Below are 16973 nucleotides of genomic sequence, written 5' to 3'. Positions count from 1 at the left end.
TTGAGCTTCATGCTGCCAGCCTAGGGAGCCAGCAGCATGTGAAACATCAGACAAACCTTAAAAAAACGGTTCAGCCAAGGCAGGGGGAGAACACCAAAACGGGTTAGCCCGCGCACACCGCTGCGAGGTCCAGGCGGCCGTCTTTCATCGGTGGGCACCAGTAATAGCCGCCATTGAGCGGTCGGCTGTAGCGGTACAGGCCGTCAATGATGCCGTCTTCCATGCCGCTCATGCGGCGCAATTGCACTTCAAAGGCGTTGAGGGTGCGACCGAAGGCGACAAACATCAGGCCCGACTTGCCGTTTTCAGTCCACGGCATCGAGCGACGCACGATAAAGGCCTCAGGCGTGAAGCTTTCCTGGGCAGTGCGCTTGACGTGGGCGGACGCTGGCGCGTCGTCCAGTTCCTCGTTGTCGCTCATGCGACGGCCCATGATGTTGTCTTGCTCTTCGGACGGCAGCGCCGCAAAACCGTTCAAATCATGCTGCCACTGCTGGATCGCAACAAAACTGCCACCGTCCAGGCCCGGGCCTGCATGGGCGACGATGGCTGCCTCGACCGCTGCATCGTCCACCGGGTTTTCCGTGCCGTCTTCGTAGCCGGTCAGGTCGCGGTCGGTGCCGTAGCGGAAGCCTTCCGTCACTTGCAGCAGGTTGAAGGCTGACGCCAGCGACGTCTCGATTTTTTGGCTGCGGTGCAGCAGCTCGCCACGGTCATCACCCAACAGCCACAACCACAGCGCGTGCTGGGTCGACGGGTTTTCAACCATGGCATTGAGTGCCGGAAAGACGCGCAAGCCTGGAACCTTTGCCCCCAACGCCATTACCAGCGGCGAGCCAAACCCCGCCACCACGCTTTTGCCGTCCACCCACTGCGACAGAACGTCGAGTGCAGCCGGCAATGCTTCTACTGACTTGAGGGCGAAAAACAGGTAACGCGCTTGCGAAGGGATAGGTTTAGCCAGAATGCTCGACTGGTAGAGACTCATAGAAACTCCTTTGGAAAGCGCAGAGTTTACTCCCAGACGTTCTTTTTCCGTCACTCGAGGGTTACTTTTCTTATGCGCAACCCTCGTGCATCACGGCTCAGGTCGACAGTTGGTTGGCGAATTGCCCGACCGCATCCACCACTTTTTGCGCGCCGTCCTGAATTTCGACAATCACCGTACCCGCTTCCGCCGCCAATGCCAGCCCCTGTTCGGCCTGCAGCTTGCCGTCGGCCATCAGGGTCACGGCGTCACGCGCCATGTCCTGGTTTTGACGCACCACGTTGATGATCTCTTCCGTGGCTTTGCTGGTGCGCGAGGCCAATTGCCGCACTTCGTCGGCCACCACCGCAAAACCGCGCCCCTGCTCCCCGGCGCGGGCGGCTTCAATCGCGGCGTTGAGCGCCAGCAGGTTGGTTTGCTCGGCAATCGCGCTGATGGTTTTGACGATGCTGCCAATCACTTGCGACTGGTCGTTAAGGGCTTCGATGCCATCGCCGGCCTGCTGCATGTGTTTGGCCAGATCCCGCATGACCTCAACGGCCTGGGTCACCACCTTGGTGCCGCGCTGGGCGCTTTCATCGGTTTGCAAAGACGTGCTGTAAGCGATACCCGCCGCCTCTGAAACCGCCTGTTCCCGGTGGACCTGATCGGTAATCACCGTCGCGAACTTGACCACTTTGTACAGGGTGTTATTGGCATCACGCACCGGGTTGTACGAGGCTTCAAGCCAGACGTCACGGCCATGGCTGTCAACGCGCTGAAAACGCCCGGCAACAAATTCACCGGCAATGAGCCGCTTCCAGAACGCCTCGTATTCAGCGCTGTTCTGCTCCTGAGCCGTGCAAAACAGGCTGTGATGCTTGCCCTGAATTTGCGCCAGGGTGTACCCCATGCCGTGCAGAAAGCGATCGTTGGCCGTCAGCACTTCGCCAGCGAGGTTGAACTCGATCACGGCCGTGGAACGCAAGAGCGCACTCATCAGATTTTCATGATCGCGGGAAGCTTCGATGGTGCGTGTCAGGTCGCTGGAGAAAATAGAAATCCGCAGCACACGGCCGCTGGAATCCAGAATTGGCTGCATGATCGAGCGCAGCCATGCCTCCTGCCCATCACCGCGCAGCAACCGCACGGTGCCGCTGAAATGCTCGTTGCGGGTCATCGCCGTTTTGAACCGACGGTGATGTTCGTCGTTTTTCAGGTGAGCAGGTACCAGCTCATCAATATGCCGCCCCACCAGCGAACTGTTTGCATAGCGCATTTCTTGCGTGAAATTGTGATTCGCCGTCTCAATCCGCCCATCCGCCCCAAGCGAGAGCACCAGCATTTCGCTGTCCAGGCTCTCTCTGACTTGCTGCAGGCTGGACAATTCTTCACGAAGAGCCGCTAGCTCTTGCTTCATGCGTTTGTTAAACATGGGATACCTGAGGGAATGGGGGGCTGCATACCACAACATCGGCGGCCGGCCGATTTTCTAGAGAGACTGAGACGACCACCCATCAAAATAATTCACCTTTTAATGGATCCACATCATTCCACTGGCAGATAGCCCTGAACCGATGGCGGCGACCGTCAATTGGAGTGAATTTTTTGAAAGCCACAGACTCACTTACTCAACACTGGGAGAAATGTCTGAATCATGAACTCGGCAAAATTATTCATTATTGATTACACGCTGCATGGCGAGCCCAAGTCATTCATCATCCGCCACGCCGCGCTGGACAATCTCACGGCCTGGTACTGGGCGGGTTGTGACGCAGGGGTTGAACGCATTGCCCGCAATGAACGCGAAGCCGCCAAAAAGCTCGATCGCGCGCAAATGGAACGAAAAGGCATTGCCAACGTGAAATGGCGCCTGGCTTCAACATGAAGGGCAGTGGCGCAAACGCGCAGTCCACGACTGCGCGCGTCTGCACTCAGTTCATTTAGCGTTTATCGCCGCAATGGCAACCGCTGGATGACGCACACCCCTGACCGTCGGGGTGATGATCGGCGCACGCCTTGCAGCAGTACTGTTTCCCGTCGCGCTCCACTCCCTGGGCACCCACTTTGCAGTTGCAGTCCGGACAATCACACGTTTGCTCTTTCATGGTGAACTCCTTGTAGTCAGGTCGTTACACAACGGCACCATTGCCGCTTACAGGCAGTGACTGTAGACCTCGCGCGTTGGTTCAAAGCGACTGCCCATCGGAAATCCCCGTCGATTGATTTACTGTATTGGCCCGCCGCCGCTGATGCCTTGACGCTCTGCAAGGCTTCGCGCAGGCGTCACCATAATCATAAGAACAACGAGGTACTTCCCATGGCCGCTGAGATTGAATCCAGCCGTTATGCCCGCTTTGCCCTGCGCTGCTCCAATTGGGCGGAGCGCTGGTTCCCTGACTCCTGGGTGTTTGCCGCCGTCGCCGTGATCACCGTGGCACTGGCCACCCTGGCGATGGGCGCCAAACCCACGGATGCCGCGAAGGCGTTCGGTGACGGCTTCTGGAGCCTGATCCCCTTCACCCTGCAAATGTGCTTCGTGGTGATTGGCGGCTACGTGGTGGCCAGCTCACCGCCTGCGGTCAAACTCATCGACAAACTGGCACACGTCCCGAAAAACGGCCGACAGGCGGTGTGCTGGGTCGCCCTGATTTCGATGGTGGCGTCGTTGCTCAACTGGGGGTTGTCGCTGGTATTCGGCGGGTTGCTGGTGCGCGCACTGGCCCGCCGCACGAACCTGCGCATGGACTACCGCGCCGCCGGAGCAGCCGCCTACCTGGGATTGGGGGCGGTGTGGGCGCTGGGGCTGTCATCCTCGGCCGCGCAGTTGCAGGCCAACCCCGCCAGCCTGCCGCCTTCGATTCTGGCAATCACCGGGGTGATCCCGTTCACTGAAACCATCTTCCTGTGGCAGTCCGGTGTGTTGCTGGCGGCGCTGGTGGTGGTGTCGCTGATCGTTGCCTACGCCACGGCGCCGGGGCCGGAGTCGGCCCGGGATGCGGCGGCCTGCGGCGTTGATCCGGCCTTCAGCCTCCCCAAACTGCCGGCGCGCACGCGACCCGGCGAGTGGCTGGAATACAGTCCGGTGCTGACCCTTTTGCTGGTGTTGCTGGCGGCGGGCTGGTTATTCCACGAGTTCTCGACCAAACCGGCAATCAGCGCCATTTCAGGCCTCAACACCTACAACTTTTTGTTTCTGATGCTCGGTGCATTGCTGCACTGGCGCCCGCGCAGTTTTCTAAATGCCGTGGCCAGCGCCGTGCCGACCACGACCGGGGTGCTGATCCAGTTTCCGCTGTACGGCTCGATTGCGGCCCTGATGACGGTGGTCAAGGGCACAAACGGCGAAACCTTGGCGCATCACATCTCCACGTTCTTTGTGCAGATTGCGTCCCACGATACCTACGCCGTGTTGATGGGCGTGTACTCGGCGGTGCTGGGGTTCTTCATCCCATCGGGGGGTGGCAAATGGATTATCGAAGCGCCTTACGTGATGCAAGTCGCCAATGATCTGGAGTACCACTTGGGGTGGGCGGTACAGATTTACAACGCAGCTGAAGCCTTGCCGAACCTGATCAACCCGTTTTACATGCTGCCGCTGCTAGGTGTACTGGGCTTGAAAGCACGGGATTTGATCGGTTTCTCGTTCGTGCAATTGCTGGTGCACACGCCACTGGTGCTGTTTTTGCTGTGGGCGTTGGGCACGACGCTGACTTATGTGGCGCCGGTGATGCCCTAACCCCTCGCCCTGCCCTTCTCCCTGTGGGAGAGGGGCAGGATGAACCGCGATCGCTAAACGGGATTGACCGGCCGCAAACGGTACTGCGGCGGCAATTGGTCAAGCCCGCTGATGGTCGTGTTCAGGCTCTTCCAGCGACCATCCTTGATCCCGTAGATGCACCCGTGAACCGACAGGCTCTGCCCGCGGTGCCAGGCATTTTGCACAATGTTGGTGTGACCCACGTTGGCCACCTGCTGGATGACGTTGAGTTCGCACAAACGATCTACGCGCTCTTCTTCGGTGGGCAACAGCGCCAGCACGTCGCGATTTTCGTAATACAGGTCGCGGATCGAGCGCAGCCAGCCGTCGATCAGCCCCAGCTGCTGGTCCTTCATCGAAGCACGCACGCCGCCACAGCCGTAGTGGCCAGTGACCAGAATGTGCTTGACCTTCAATACATCCACGGCGTACTGAATCACCGACAAACAGTTCAAATCGGTGTGCAGCACGACGTTGGCCACGTTGCGGTGTACAAACAGATCGCCGGGCAACATGCCGACGATCTCATTGGCCGGTACACGGGCATCCGAACAACCAATCCATAGGTATTCCGGCGTTTGCTGGCGGGCCAGCTTGGCGAAAAATTCGGGATCTTCCTGCTTGATCGCATCGGCCCAGCGCGCGTTGTTATCAATCAGGTCTTGTAGTTCGTTCATGCGGTAAGGCCTCAAGAGTTGATGCTCAGCTTTGACTGCCGACCGGCGGTCGACGTCACGTGGACAAATGCCAAATCCGACGATCAATCGGGTGGAATCTTCACGCTTAGCTACAGTCCACCGTATCAAGGCCCCACAGTATGAGGATTTACCATGACCGATTCACGTCGCCCGTTCGGGGCAGAAGAACCATTGGACATCGACGACACCGAAGACCGCATGGGCTCGGTTGAGCCGCTGGATTTCGATGATCCCGAAGATACTCACGAGCCGCTGACCGACTTGGTGACGGATGAGGAATACGCACGTCACATTGCCCCTCATCGCCCGCGTAATCGGGAATTGAGCGGTGCTGCGCTGCCGGGACGCGATTCGAACCCGGACGATCTGGACGCCGACATGCTAACGCCCGAAGACGGTGCACGTGATGCGTATGAAGCCCTTGAAGAACAGGGCGGCGCGGCAGACTGGGATTTGAGCGTTGTGAATGAAGACGAGATCGGCGCAGGCCGCGGGCTGGATGAGGCTGAACTGGCGGATATAGATCCGGTGGGCCGCAAAAAACGTTGAGCCCCCTCTTTTGTGGCCGCTGTCGAGCAGCGGCTACAGGGTGTAAATCAATCCACCAGCGTACACGCCATGACCACGGCATCTTCGCGACCGCCCACGGCCGGGTAATAGTCGCGGCGGCGGCCGATTTCGTTGAAGCCATAACGCTCGTACAACTTGAACGCGGCGGTGTTGCTGTCGCGCAGCTCAAGGAAGCACTCGCGGGCGTCATGCAGGTAAGCAATGGACATCAAGTGCTCCAGCAATTTAAGCCCCAAGCCGCGGCCTTGGCTTTCGGGTTTGACCGTGATATTGAGCAGGTGCGCTTCATCGAGAATGATTTGCACCACGCCGTGCCCCACTTGCTGTTCGCCTTCAAACATCAACCAGATGTGATATTTGCCCAGCCCGTCGAGGAATATCCCGCGCGTCCAGGGGTGGCTGAAGGCGGCGTATTCAATTTTCAACACGGCATCGAGGTCCGCTTCGGTCATCGGGCGGAAAGTTACAGCGTCACTCATTGATTGGTTTCCAGCGCGCCATCAGCCGGCGCATGGCTTGCCACACATCCGCTTTGCGTTGTGGCTCATCCATTAATAATTCAAGACCCGGCAGCGCCCAAACGCAGCCCAGCCCTTCAATGTCCAGATCGCGATTGTAGGCTTCAGCATTGGCTTGGCCCGCAAAACGCACGGCAGGCAGCCCGATCAGCCACAAACACGCACACTCGATGTCTTCAAGGCGCGCCATCAAAAAGCCCTGCACAAATTCCCGTGCAGCCTCCGGGCCCTGATCGACATTGCCCCGGCGCAGCAAAGGCCAGCGAATCGGCTCGCCAATGATTTGCGGGCTGTCCGGCAGTCCGGCAGCACGCAGCATGTCTTTGAGCAACAGATAAGCCGGATCGCGGCTTTGGAACGCGCCGCCTGTGGGTAACTCCACCAGCACCAGGCAGCGACCGGCGCGCAACAATTGCAACGCAAAACGCGGCGCTGGCAAGGGCACTACTTTGGCCACCACGGGCGCAGCGTCGGCTTCGGCGACCGGTTTGCTCGCTGCACGCGGGGTGACGGACGGGCGTGGCACTTCGATCTTCGGGCGTTCGGCAGGCGTGCTCGGCACCGCCGCCACCTGGGCAACAGGCGGCGCCATGACCGGCGCTGCGGGCGGCTCGGGGACCACCAGCAGTTCAGGCCGCGACGGGGCGGCGAACGGCAATTCGGTGCGCGGTAACCAGGTGACCACCTGCATGGCAGTCAAATAAGCGCGGCGGCGGGACTCGTTCAACAAGGGTCGGCCATCTGTGGATAACAAAAGAACGGGGATTCTACCGCCCTTCTGCCCTTCCCGCCCGCAGTTGATCGCTAAACGGTGGGCAGCCGATCGGGCGGCAGATCGCCAAGGGAAGATGTGCGCAGTACAATCGCCGCCTTTCATTGCCAATCGACCGGCCTTCCCATGATCGAACCCAAGCGCGTTTTACGTGCCCTCGCCGAGCACTGGGCACTCCTTGAGCCCTTGTGCGAACACTTCGACCAAGGCACGTTGAGCCTCAGCGAACTGCGCCTGCAACTGGCGGCGCATCAGTTGGACAGCACCCCTCAAGACATCACCCACGTGCTCGACAGCTGGATCCGGCTCGACATTCTGGTGCCGGTCGCCAAAAGCCCGAACCGCTTCGAGCTGAATGCGCAAATCCATGACTTCCTTGCCTATCTGCGGCGCGAGCACCGCCTCGGCCTGTGCCTGGAAATCGAAGCCTACCTGCGCCACCTTGAGCGTCTGGCAGGGTATATCCAGGATGCGTTCGACATCCGCGACGGCAACGATCTGGCGCGTCAACTGCGTCTGCTGGACATGCGCGTGCGCGATGTGCTGAAAAAACTGGCCAATGATGAGCAGGCGCTGGTGGCCGTGGCAGAGCGCGCCAAGACCAGCGACCGGCAAATCCCGTTGCGCCAGCGGTATGCCGAAGTGCTGGCGACGTGGGATGAATACGTCGAGCCGATGATTCAATTGGTCAACGCCGACGGCGCCTTCGAGCAAGGTGTGCGCAAGGTTGAAAACGTGCTGCTGCGCATGCTCAGCGAACAGCAGCGCCTCGGCCACCTGGTCGACGACGACATGCTGCTGCGTACCCACGCGCGGATCCTCGAAATGCAAACCAGCGCTCAACTCACCCTGCGCCATGCGCGCGAGCTATTGTTGCCGTTGCGCGAAGAAGCCCGCCGCCACAATGCCGTGACCCGCGGCGCGGCGCTGGCACTGGCCGCGATCCGCCGTAAAGGGCTGGACGCCGTGCCACAAGCGGCGATGCCGATGTTCACCCGCCCGCAAAGCACCTTTCTGGGCAGCGCCAGCCAGGTGGAAGCGTACGTGTATGCGCTGGCGCGCTTCGAGGCAAAACCTGCGCGGTTCCCCAAGGCGCACAAAACCCAAAAAGGCGGCGAAGCCCCAAAGGCGCCACGCACGGTCAAGGAAATGCTCGACCGCTGCAGCGATGCACTGCCCATGCCGGACTTGATGAGCTGGTTGCTGACGCAAGAGCCCGACGGCGACACCGACGAATTGCTGTACTGGTTCTCGCGCCTGTCGCGGGAAAAACGCTTCGTGCGCGAACGTCTCGAACGGCGCGAGTATCACACCCACGAACACGTGGTCAGCTTGCGCTCTTTCGCCCTGCTGTCACGTAGCGAAGACGCAACCGAGCCTACTGCGAGCCCCCTCCATGCATCTTGATCTGTCTGAACTGTCCCAACTGGCACCGATTTTTCGCGAACTGTTCAAGGGCTATCACGTCAGCCGGCGCGACCCCGAGCTGTACGCACAGTTGTCGAATTTCCAGGATCAATACCGCGCGCTGTTCAAGGCGCTGGGCTTTGAGTTGGTGTGTGACACCCGCGGTTTTTATTACTTCGTCCCCGACACGGCCACCGCCCAGGTGAACAAGACCGCACAGCGTCTGGCGCTGTTCACGTTCATCATTGTCGAGCACCTGGCCGATCAGGGCCGCGACCCGATTGCCGTGCTCGATGGCGGCAGCCTGGGCCGCGACGAACTGCCCGCGCTGCTGGAAAAATACCGCGACCTGTTCGTACAGGCCGAGGTCACCACTCAGGACGAGCTGGAAGAGAAGATCATGCGCCGCATGACCCAGCTCGGCTTTGCCGGTGAAGAAAACGGCATTTACCGCTTTCTGCCGCCGATGCACCGTTTTCTGGATGTGTGCCTGTCGGTGCAGCAGGACCGCGATCTGGCCGCCAGCCTGCACAGCATCTTGCCGCTGCCGACGCCCGTACTGGCCGGTGACGACCCCGAGGTCGAGGAAGAAGACGAAGAAGCCGCACTGGCGCGTGCCATTGCCGCCGAGCAACAGGAGATGGATGCATGAGCCAGGAACGCTACGGAATACGCCGTTTTGCCCTGTTGAACACTGCCGGTTACAGCCTCGGGCTGTTCCCGCTGGAACACCCGCTGTCGGTGTACGGGGCCAACAACCTGGGCAAATCGGCCTCGATCAACGCCTTGCAGTTCCCGATTCTGGCGCGCATGTCGGACATGAGCTTCGGCAAGTACAGCCTCGAACAATCGCGGCGTTTTTACTTTGCCTCCGACACCAGCTACATCCTCGTCGAAGTGTCGCTGCCCCATGGCCCGCACGTGATTGGCGTGGTCGGCCGTGGCCCGGGCGGCGGTTTCGGGCACCAGTTTTTTGCCTACGCCGGTCAACTGGACCTGGCGCACTACCAAAAAGACGACACCTGCCTGCGGCAAAAAGAGCTGTTCAACAACCTTGAGCGCAACGGCCTTAAAGCCTACGAGCTTAAACCCGATGAACTGCGGCGCCTGTTGGTGGGCGGCCACACGTCCATCCCGCTGGACCTGACGCTGATCCCGCTGCGCTCCACCAGCGAGCAAAGCCTGAAGACCTTCCGCGCGCTGTTTATCAACCTGCTGCACATGCGCGAAATCACCGCCGCCAAACTCAAGCAGCTGTTCCTCGATGCCTTCGAGCACAGCCTGCGCTCGGGCAGCGTGGATTACATTGCCGCCTGTGAAGAGGCCTTCCGCGACGTACGCCGCATGGAGCAGGACTACAACGCCCTGGTCGGTGCCGGGCCATTGGTTGAGTCGCTGGCGGCCGGGGTGCGCCAGCGCGATCTGCTGCGCGGCAAGTTGCACCGCCTGTCTCCGCTGCTCGACTCATTGCTCGGTACGTGGCAGGACTATTCGGGGGCACGCAAAGAAGAGCTGCTGGCCCAGTCCGAGCACTACCGTCACGAGCAAGACGCGCTGCAAAACGATCAGCGCAGCAGCACTCAGGAATTGATGCGCCTGGAGCGTGAAATCTCCGGCATCCAGCGCTGGTTGGGCGAGCTGTCCGTGCTCAAGCACCGGTTTGCCCTGGTGGACGATGTGAAGGTGCTGGAGCAGCAGTTGCTCGCCGCCAAGGACGCCCACGACGAACTGGCCGGTGCCCTGGCGCAATCGCGGCAGTTCAGCGCCGAGGACCTGGACGAACGGGTCCGGGATCTGGAAAAACGCCTGAAGTCGGTCAAGCAGCAACTCGATCACGCCGATAACAACAGCTACGCACGCCTGCGCGAAGAGTTTTCGCAACAGGATGTCGAGCGCCTGATGCGCCTGTTCAACAGCGCTCTGTTCAGCCTGCCGCTGGGCGAACACGGGATTGCGCTGGACGACAGCGACGCCTGGGTCAAATCACTGGAGATGATCCTCGACGGCTTCAAAGGCGAGCGCTTTGAAGCGCCGGGGTTGTCGATTGACCTCAGCCACATCGAGCCACCTGCCTTGCAGGCCTTGGCAGACCGGGCGGCGTTACGCGATCAAAAAGAGCGTCTGGACAAAGAACTCAAGCAGCTCAAAACCCAGCAAGCCGTGACGTCTGACCGCGCGGCGAGCAAGAGTGAAGCCGAGTCGCTTTACCAACAGGTACTGGACGCGCAAAAAGCGCTGGAAGACTTCCGCCGCAGCCAGACGCTGAGTGCCGAGGAAGGCGAGAAACTGGAACAACTGGCTCAGGCCGAAGCCGCCCAGGACGAGTTGAAGCGCTCCAGCGATGCGTTCACCGAGCGCGTTCAACAGCTGTCGGCCAAGCTGCAACTGGTCGCCCGTCAACTGGGCGACATGGAAGCCAAACAGCGCACGCTGGATGACAGCCTGCGCCGCCGTCAATTATTGCCCGCCGACCTGCCGTTCGGTACGCCGTTCATGGACCCGGTCGACGACTCCATGGACAACCTGCTGCCGTTGCTCAACGACTACCAGGACACGTGGCAAGGCCTGCTGCGCTGTGATGGCCAGATCGAAGCCCTTTATGCCCAAGTGCGCTTGAAGGGCGTGGCCAAGTTCGACAGCGAAGACGACATGGAGCGCCGCCTGCAACTGTTGATTAACGCTTACGCGCACCGTACCGAAGAAGCCCTGACCCTGGGCAAGGCGCGTCGTGCGGCGGTGACCGACATCGCCCGCACGTTGCGCAACATTCGCAGTGACTACGACAGCCTTGAGCATCAACTGGCGCTGTTCAACCGCGAGATTAACAAGCGTCAGGTGTCCAACCTGCAAAGTTTCCGCATCGTGCTGGCCCCCAACAAGGAAGCCCTCAAGCACATCGATCAAATTATCCACAGCGCCGGCCAGTACGAAGAAGGCGAAACCCTCTCGGTGTTCGACCTCAGCCAAAGCGCCGAACAGGACACAAAAAACGAGGAAGCCAAGGAGTATCTGGCTCGTCTCGTGGCCGCCAACCATAACCAGTTGGGCCTCAAGGATTTGTTCGAACTGGCGTTCGAGATCACCAAGGTCAACGGCCAGCCGGTGATCCATACCGACATTGACGGTGCCGCCTCCAACGGCACCACCATGACCATCAAGGCGCTGACCAACATGTATTTGTTGCTGCACTTGATGGACCGCGAGCAGGCCGGGCGCATCCGTTTGCCGTACTACCTGGATGAGGCGGCGGACATTGACGAAAAGAACCAGACCGCGCTGCTCGAAACCAGCTTGCAGCTGGGGTTTGTGCCGATTCTGGCGAGCGTGAAACCGCAGGTCTGTGCGCATGTGGCAATCGACCTTGAAGGCGGCAGCGGGCCTAACGGTATTTATATCGATGAGGACGACTGGAAGTACATTCGCCGCCACGACGAAGTGCAGCCCGCCAAGGCCATTGACACGGCATTGCCCGAGCTGGACGAAGCCTGACCCTAAGCACCTCACCCTAAAAACCGCGATCACCGATCGCGGTTTTTTATACCCGCTCGTATTAAGCGTGCGCAAACGTAGCGCTCATATAACGTCTTTTAGATCAGTCTTGATCCAAATAAAAAATATATTTTAAATTTCAGAAAATTCCTACCAACTACTGTGCAACCAAACGGCAAACTCTACAACACCATCAAGAAGCCTCTGAAACACAAGGAAAAACAAGGAAAAACAACAACAGCAAGCACGCCTGCCAACACGCTCAACAGCAGGCCAGTGCACGCTAGAAATTTCACTTCACGATCAACAACTATGTTTATGACTTTAAATAACGATTAAACTATTCAACATTAAAAAGCGCTTTGCTTTCACAACTTGTGAGCATTGAATACAAAAGCCTACAAGAAACTCTTGAGAAGTTGTAGGAGAAATCATGCGTAAAGCCCTTATCGTAGACGACCATCCATTTATTCGAAGAATAGTCAGATTAGTCCTTGAAAAAGCCAACTTCCAGATCGCCGCTGAAACCGATAATGGCGCAACAGCGTTGGACTTGGCGCGTTCTCATGTACCGCACTTGATCGTGCTTGATCTGTCGATGCCCAAGCTCGATGGGTTCGAAGTATTGAAGCGATTAAACATTCTCGGCTTGCCCATTAAAGTCTTGGTTCTGACGTCCAAGGGCTCTGCGTTTTTCGCGGATCGTTGTATACGCGCGGGGGCCATCGGATTCATTGAAAAAACAGAAGATGTCGATGCGCTGACTCAGGCAATCAATCATGTGATGAGTGGCCGTATTTATTTAAATGACCCGGATGCCAATGTCGCCACTGCTGACAATGACAACCCCAGCGACCTACAACTTATAAAAAAACTGTCTGACCGTGAGCTGCGCACACTTCAATACTTAGTGTCGGGCTACTCAAACAAGAAAATCTCTGAAACCATGTTATTGAGCGAAAAGACCGTCAGTACGTATAAGACCCGCGTCCTGAACAAACTCAACATTAAATCAGTGGTGTACCTGGCCGAATTTGCCAAGCGCAATAACCTGGTCGAATGAAAACCGTGTCAGTCCGGCGATATATTCCCTTCTGTTTATCGCTGTGCATGACGTCTGTATGCCAGGCCAATCCCGTTGATTTACAGCTATTGGCCCGCTCGCAAATCGACATCCCCCCGCTGGACTTGAGCGAAGGCGACCGGCAATGGTTAACCGGTAAAGCCGCACTGACGCTGGGTACTTCCTCCCCGGACTATGCACCTTTCGATATCTCCACGGGCAGTGATTACTTTGAAGGGGTGACAGCGGACTACGCCGGCCTGCTCAGTCACTTGCTGCAAGTCCCGTTCAAAGTGCGCCGGTACGCGTCCCGGGGCGACGTGATCTCGGCGTTGAAACGGGGAGAAATCGACCTGCTGGGGACCGCCAACGGGTATGAAATGGCTGATCCGCAACTGGTCTTTTCTTCCTCGTATGCGCTGGACACGCCAGTACTGGTCACTCGGATGGGCGATGACCCGAGAACAAAAACACTGCCCAGTGGCCTGCGGCTGGCCATGCTGTATCACTACCAGCCGATTGAGGAAGTTAAAGCTCAATACCCGCAAGCCGACGTTCAGTTATACGCCTCAACCCTTAGCGCCATTGGCGCCGTGGCGTTCGGTCAAGCCGACCTGTATTTGGGAGACGCGATCAGTACCAATTACCTGATCAACAAAAACTACTTGAACAACGTGTACCTCAAGGACTTCTCCAGCCTTGAAGGGCATCCCTTTTCATTTGCAGCGCATCACCCCAACCCGCGTCTGCTGCGGCTGATCAATACGGCCATGGCGCGCATCCCCAGCGATGAGCAGTACGCGATCCTGAGCCGCTGGGGCGTCAGCGGCATGAAATTCGAGGGCCGCGGGCCGCTGCACTTTTCACCCGCCGAACAACGCTGGATTGACCAAAATCCGCGCCTGAAAGTCGCCGTTACAGAAGATTTTCTGCCGTTTAATTTTTATGACGAACATGGCATGTTCAGCGGCCTGGCGGCGGACTTGCTGGCCAAAATCAGTGTGCGCACCGGGCTCAAGTTTGATCTGGTGCGCAGCCCTTCCGTCAGCCAGTTGACCGAACTGATCAGCCGGGGTGAAGCCGATCTGACACCGGCATTTACCCCCAGCAGCAACCGGCAAGATGTGCTGCGCTTTACCAAACCCTATCTCACCACGCCGTTTGTATTGGTCACGCCATTGAAAGCCGGAAGCCCTGCCACCCTCGATGAGCTGCAAGGCAAACGCGTGGCGCTGGTGACCGATAGCCTGATGCAGACCTACCTTGAGCAAAATTTTCCCAAGGTCAATCTGGTGTCCGCGCCCAACTCGGCGCACGCGCTGGCCATGGCCGCCAAAGGTGAGGTGGACGGTGCCATCAACTCATTGATCAGTGCCCGTTATTTGATCAAGCAGCAGTACAGCGGACGCCTGCGCATCCGCAGCACCGTCGGGGTCGCCCCTGCCCAGTTCGCACTGGCCATCCACCCCGACGCGCACGAGCTGTACTCGATTCTGGGCAAAGCATTGACCAGTATCTCCCCCGAGGAAATGGACACCCTGACCAACCGCTGGCAAAGCGCTGTGGTGCTGGACAATCGTTACTGGGTACGCAATCGCTCGACGGTGATCAAAGTGACGCTGATGCTGCTGGGCGTGCTGACCGTGGGGGTGGTGTGGATTGCGTATTTGCGGGGGTTGGTGCAAAAACGCGATCAGGCCGAGCGTGCCCTCAATGACCAACTGGCGTTCATGCGCACCTTGATCGACGGCACGCCGCACCCGATCTATGTGCGCGACCGCGAGGGACGCTTGCTGATTTGCAATGAGGTGTATCTGCAAGCCTTTGGTGTGAGCCGCGAAGCCGTGATCGGCAAAAACCTGCTGGAGTCCACCTTCAACCCCGAAGACCAGCGCCGGGTTTACCACACCGACTACCTGGAGGTGATGCAAGAGGGGCGCCCGGTGCTGCGTGATCATTCGCTGACCCTGCCCGACGGCAAGGTGCTGACCATTTATCACTGGGTGTTGCCCTACCGCGGCAGCGATGGTGCGGTCATGGGCATCATCGGCGGCTGGATCGATATCAGCGAGCGCCAGCAATTGGTCGAACAACTCAAAGAAGCGAAGAACCATGCCGACCAGGCCAACCTGGCCAAAAGTGATTTTCTGACCACCATGAGCCACGAGATCCGCACACCGATGAACGCCGTGATCGGCATGCTGGAGCTGGCGATGAAAAAAGCCGAACAAGGCGTGGCGGACAAAGCGTCGATTAACGTGGCTTCCGAAGCGGCACACGGCTTGCTTGAGCTGATCGGGGACATTCTGGACATCGCACAAATCGAGTCCGGGCGTATGTCGCTCAAGCAGCAACGCACGCAGTTGATGACATTGGTGCAATCCACCGTGCGCGTGTTTGAGGGCATGGCGCAACAAAAAGGGATACAGATGAGTGCCGAGCTGGACCCTAAAATCAACCTGGATGTATTGATTGATCCGCTGCGTTTCCGACAGATTCTGTCCAACCTGCTGAGTAATGCCATCAAATTCACCGATGCCGGTCAGGTGCGTCTGAGTGTACGGGCCAGAGGGTCAGAGGACGGCGAACGGCTACAACTCAATGTGCAAGTTGAAGACACCGGCATTGGCATTTCCATCAGCGATCAAAAGCGCCTGTTCAGCCCCTTTTCCCAAGTGAACACACGCGCGCAAAAGCCCGGCGGATCAGGGCTCGGCCTGATGATAAGCCGTCAACTCTGCGACTTGATGGGCGGTACGTTGACGCTCAACAGCACCGTGGGCAAAGGCACATGCATCACGATGCAGTTCGATATTGTGACGCTGCTGTCGCAAACACCCGCCGCGCCAACCCCGCGCTTGCCTTCCAGCAATGCGCGACCGCTCAACGTCTTGGTGGTCGATGACTACCCGCCAAACCGCAAGTTACTGACCCAACAACTGGGGTATCTGGGCCATTCCGCGATGGAAGCCGAAGACGGCACGCAAGCCTTGAAAATCTGGCGCAGCCGCCACTTCGACATGATCATGACCGACTGCGCTATGCCAGTAATGGATGGTTACGAGCTGACCCGCGCCATCCGGGCAGAAGAAGCCGCAGCCAATAACCCCCCCACCTTGATTGTCGGCTTTACCGCCAACGCTCAAATTGGAGAGGCCGAACGTTGTCTGGCGGCGGGTATGAATGACTGCCTGTTCAAACCCATCAGTTTGCACAGCCTGGAAGCCCGTCTGGCCAGCGCTGACGGGGCGCCCGTCAATCTGCAAAACGAGCAGGATGTTGGGCAGGTTACGCCGCTCATTGATCTTGAAGCGCTGGAACATTTGACCGGCGGAGATGCCAATGCCCTGAAGAACCTGCTTGAGCCTTTGATCGACAGCCTGGAAGACGACATGGGCGGGTTATTGAATGCGTTCACTAAAAACGATCTGCCGGGCATGAGCGAAATTGCGCACAAAGTTAAAAGTGGCGCCCGCATGATCAAGGCCACCCACCTGACCCACTGTTGCGAACGCCTGGAGCAGGCATGTCTAAGCCCGGAGTGGAGCCAGTTGGCGCAACGGGTGGACGAGCAATACGAAGCGATGGCGCAGGTGTTGGAAGTGATTGAGGCGTATCGGGTGTGATCATGCCCCCCCCTGGAGGCCAGGAGGACTCGAAAAGAAGGTTGCTTTAAAGACAAACATCCGCATGGCCTTGCTCGCGCACGGCATTAATCAGGGATGCAAC

Annotated in this window: 13 protein-coding genes and 2 pseudogenes; 8 read left to right on the top strand and 7 right to left on the bottom strand. The window is 58.6% G+C overall.

The features are described 5' to 3' along the window. Positions 1-103: 103 nt before the first annotated feature. The 3 genes and pseudogenes from V6F78_RS18530 to V6F78_RS22490 form a co-directional block, all read right to left on the bottom strand. On the bottom strand, positions 104-988 hold the full coding sequence (locus V6F78_RS18530; protein WP_047292233.1) for a Dyp-type peroxidase: 885 nt from the start codon (positions 986-988) through the stop codon (positions 104-106). Between the two features lie 97 nt (positions 989-1085). Beyond that, positions 1086-1517: pseudogene (locus V6F78_RS22495) on the bottom strand (methyl-accepting chemotaxis protein); the annotation flags it as partial. A 108-nt stretch (positions 1518-1625) separates the two neighbouring features. Further along, positions 1626-2387, bottom strand: a pseudogene (locus tag V6F78_RS22490) (PAS domain-containing protein); the annotation flags it as partial. Positions 2388-2624: 237 nt separating this feature from the next. On the opposite strand from V6F78_RS22490, the gene V6F78_RS18520 reads away from it, so the two are divergent. After that, the gene (locus V6F78_RS18520; RefSeq protein WP_047273299.1) at positions 2625-2855 is read left to right on the top strand and encodes a DUF6555 family protein; all 231 of its coding nucleotides are present in this window, start codon (positions 2625-2627) and stop codon (positions 2853-2855) included. Positions 2856-2910: 55 nt separating this feature from the next. Here the strand turns inward: V6F78_RS18520 and V6F78_RS18515 are convergent, their stop codons facing one another. After that, complete coding sequence (locus V6F78_RS18515; RefSeq protein WP_080960279.1) at positions 2911-3075, bottom strand: metallothionein; 165 nt, start codon at positions 3073-3075, stop codon at positions 2911-2913. Positions 3076-3287: 212 nt separating this feature from the next. Here V6F78_RS18515 and V6F78_RS18510 point away from each other — a divergent pair, with 212 nt between their 5' ends. Next, positions 3288-4706, top strand: a complete 1419-nt coding sequence (locus V6F78_RS18510) for a short-chain fatty acid transporter (RefSeq protein ID WP_047282063.1) — start codon at positions 3288-3290, stop codon at positions 4704-4706. A 53-nt stretch (positions 4707-4759) separates the two neighbouring features. On the opposite strand, the gene can is transcribed toward V6F78_RS18510, so the two are convergent. Further along, complete coding sequence (gene can / locus V6F78_RS18505; protein WP_047273297.1) at positions 4760-5404, bottom strand: carbonate dehydratase; 645 nt, start codon at positions 5402-5404, stop codon at positions 4760-4762. Between the two features lie 153 nt (positions 5405-5557). On the opposite strand from can, the gene V6F78_RS18500 reads away from it, so the two are divergent. Continuing rightward, positions 5558-5974: a serine kinase/phosphatase gene (locus V6F78_RS18500; RefSeq protein WP_094990561.1), complete on the top strand. Its 417-nt coding sequence runs from the start codon at positions 5558-5560 to the stop codon at positions 5972-5974. Positions 5975-6021: 47 nt separating this feature from the next. Here V6F78_RS18500 and rimI read toward each other — a convergent pair whose 3' ends face one another. Next, complete coding sequence (gene rimI / locus V6F78_RS18495; RefSeq protein ID WP_094990562.1) at positions 6022-6474, bottom strand: ribosomal protein S18-alanine N-acetyltransferase; 453 nt, start codon at positions 6472-6474, stop codon at positions 6022-6024. Continuing rightward, entirely contained in the window at positions 6467-7243 is a 777-nt protein-coding gene (locus V6F78_RS18490; RefSeq protein WP_169840197.1) for an energy transducer TonB, read from the bottom strand. Before V6F78_RS18490 ends, rimI begins: the two co-directional genes overlap by 8 nt. Positions 7244-7411: 168 nt before the next feature. Between V6F78_RS18490 and mksB the strand changes: the two genes are divergently transcribed. The 5 genes from mksB to V6F78_RS18465 all read left to right on the top strand — a co-directional run bounded on the left by mksB (position 7412) and on the right by V6F78_RS18465 (position 16870). Continuing rightward, positions 7412-8692 carry an Mks condensin complex protein MksB gene (gene mksB, locus V6F78_RS18485; protein ID WP_094990564.1) on the top strand — a complete coding sequence of 427 codons (1281 nt, stop codon included), beginning with the start codon at positions 7412-7414 and terminating at the stop codon, positions 8690-8692. Then, positions 8682-9344, top strand: a complete 663-nt coding sequence (gene mksE, locus V6F78_RS18480; protein WP_047273292.1) for an Mks condensin complex protein MksE — start codon at positions 8682-8684, stop codon at positions 9342-9344. Before mksB ends, mksE begins: the two co-directional genes overlap by 11 nt. Further along, on the top strand, positions 9341-12181 hold the full coding sequence (gene mksF / locus V6F78_RS18475) for an Mks condensin complex protein MksF (RefSeq protein ID WP_047273291.1): 2841 nt from the start codon (positions 9341-9343) through the stop codon (positions 12179-12181). Before mksE ends, mksF begins: the two co-directional genes overlap by 4 nt. A 433-nt stretch (positions 12182-12614) precedes the next feature. Next, the gene (locus V6F78_RS18470; RefSeq protein ID WP_047292219.1) at positions 12615-13244 is read left to right on the top strand and encodes a response regulator transcription factor; all 630 of its coding nucleotides are present in this window, start codon (positions 12615-12617) and stop codon (positions 13242-13244) included. A gap of 47 nt (positions 13245-13291) precedes the next feature. Then, a complete protein-coding gene (locus V6F78_RS18465; RefSeq protein ID WP_332727991.1) occupies positions 13292-16870 on the top strand; it encodes an ATP-binding protein in 3579 nt (1192 codons plus the stop codon). Positions 16871-16973: the final 103 nt, after the last annotated feature.

This window comes from Pseudomonas sp. ESBL9, from assembly GCF_036668715.1.
GTDB lineage: Bacteria > Pseudomonadota > Gammaproteobacteria > Pseudomonadales > Pseudomonadaceae > Aquipseudomonas > Aquipseudomonas lundensis.
This window is presented reverse-complemented; position numbering and strand designations above follow the sequence as displayed.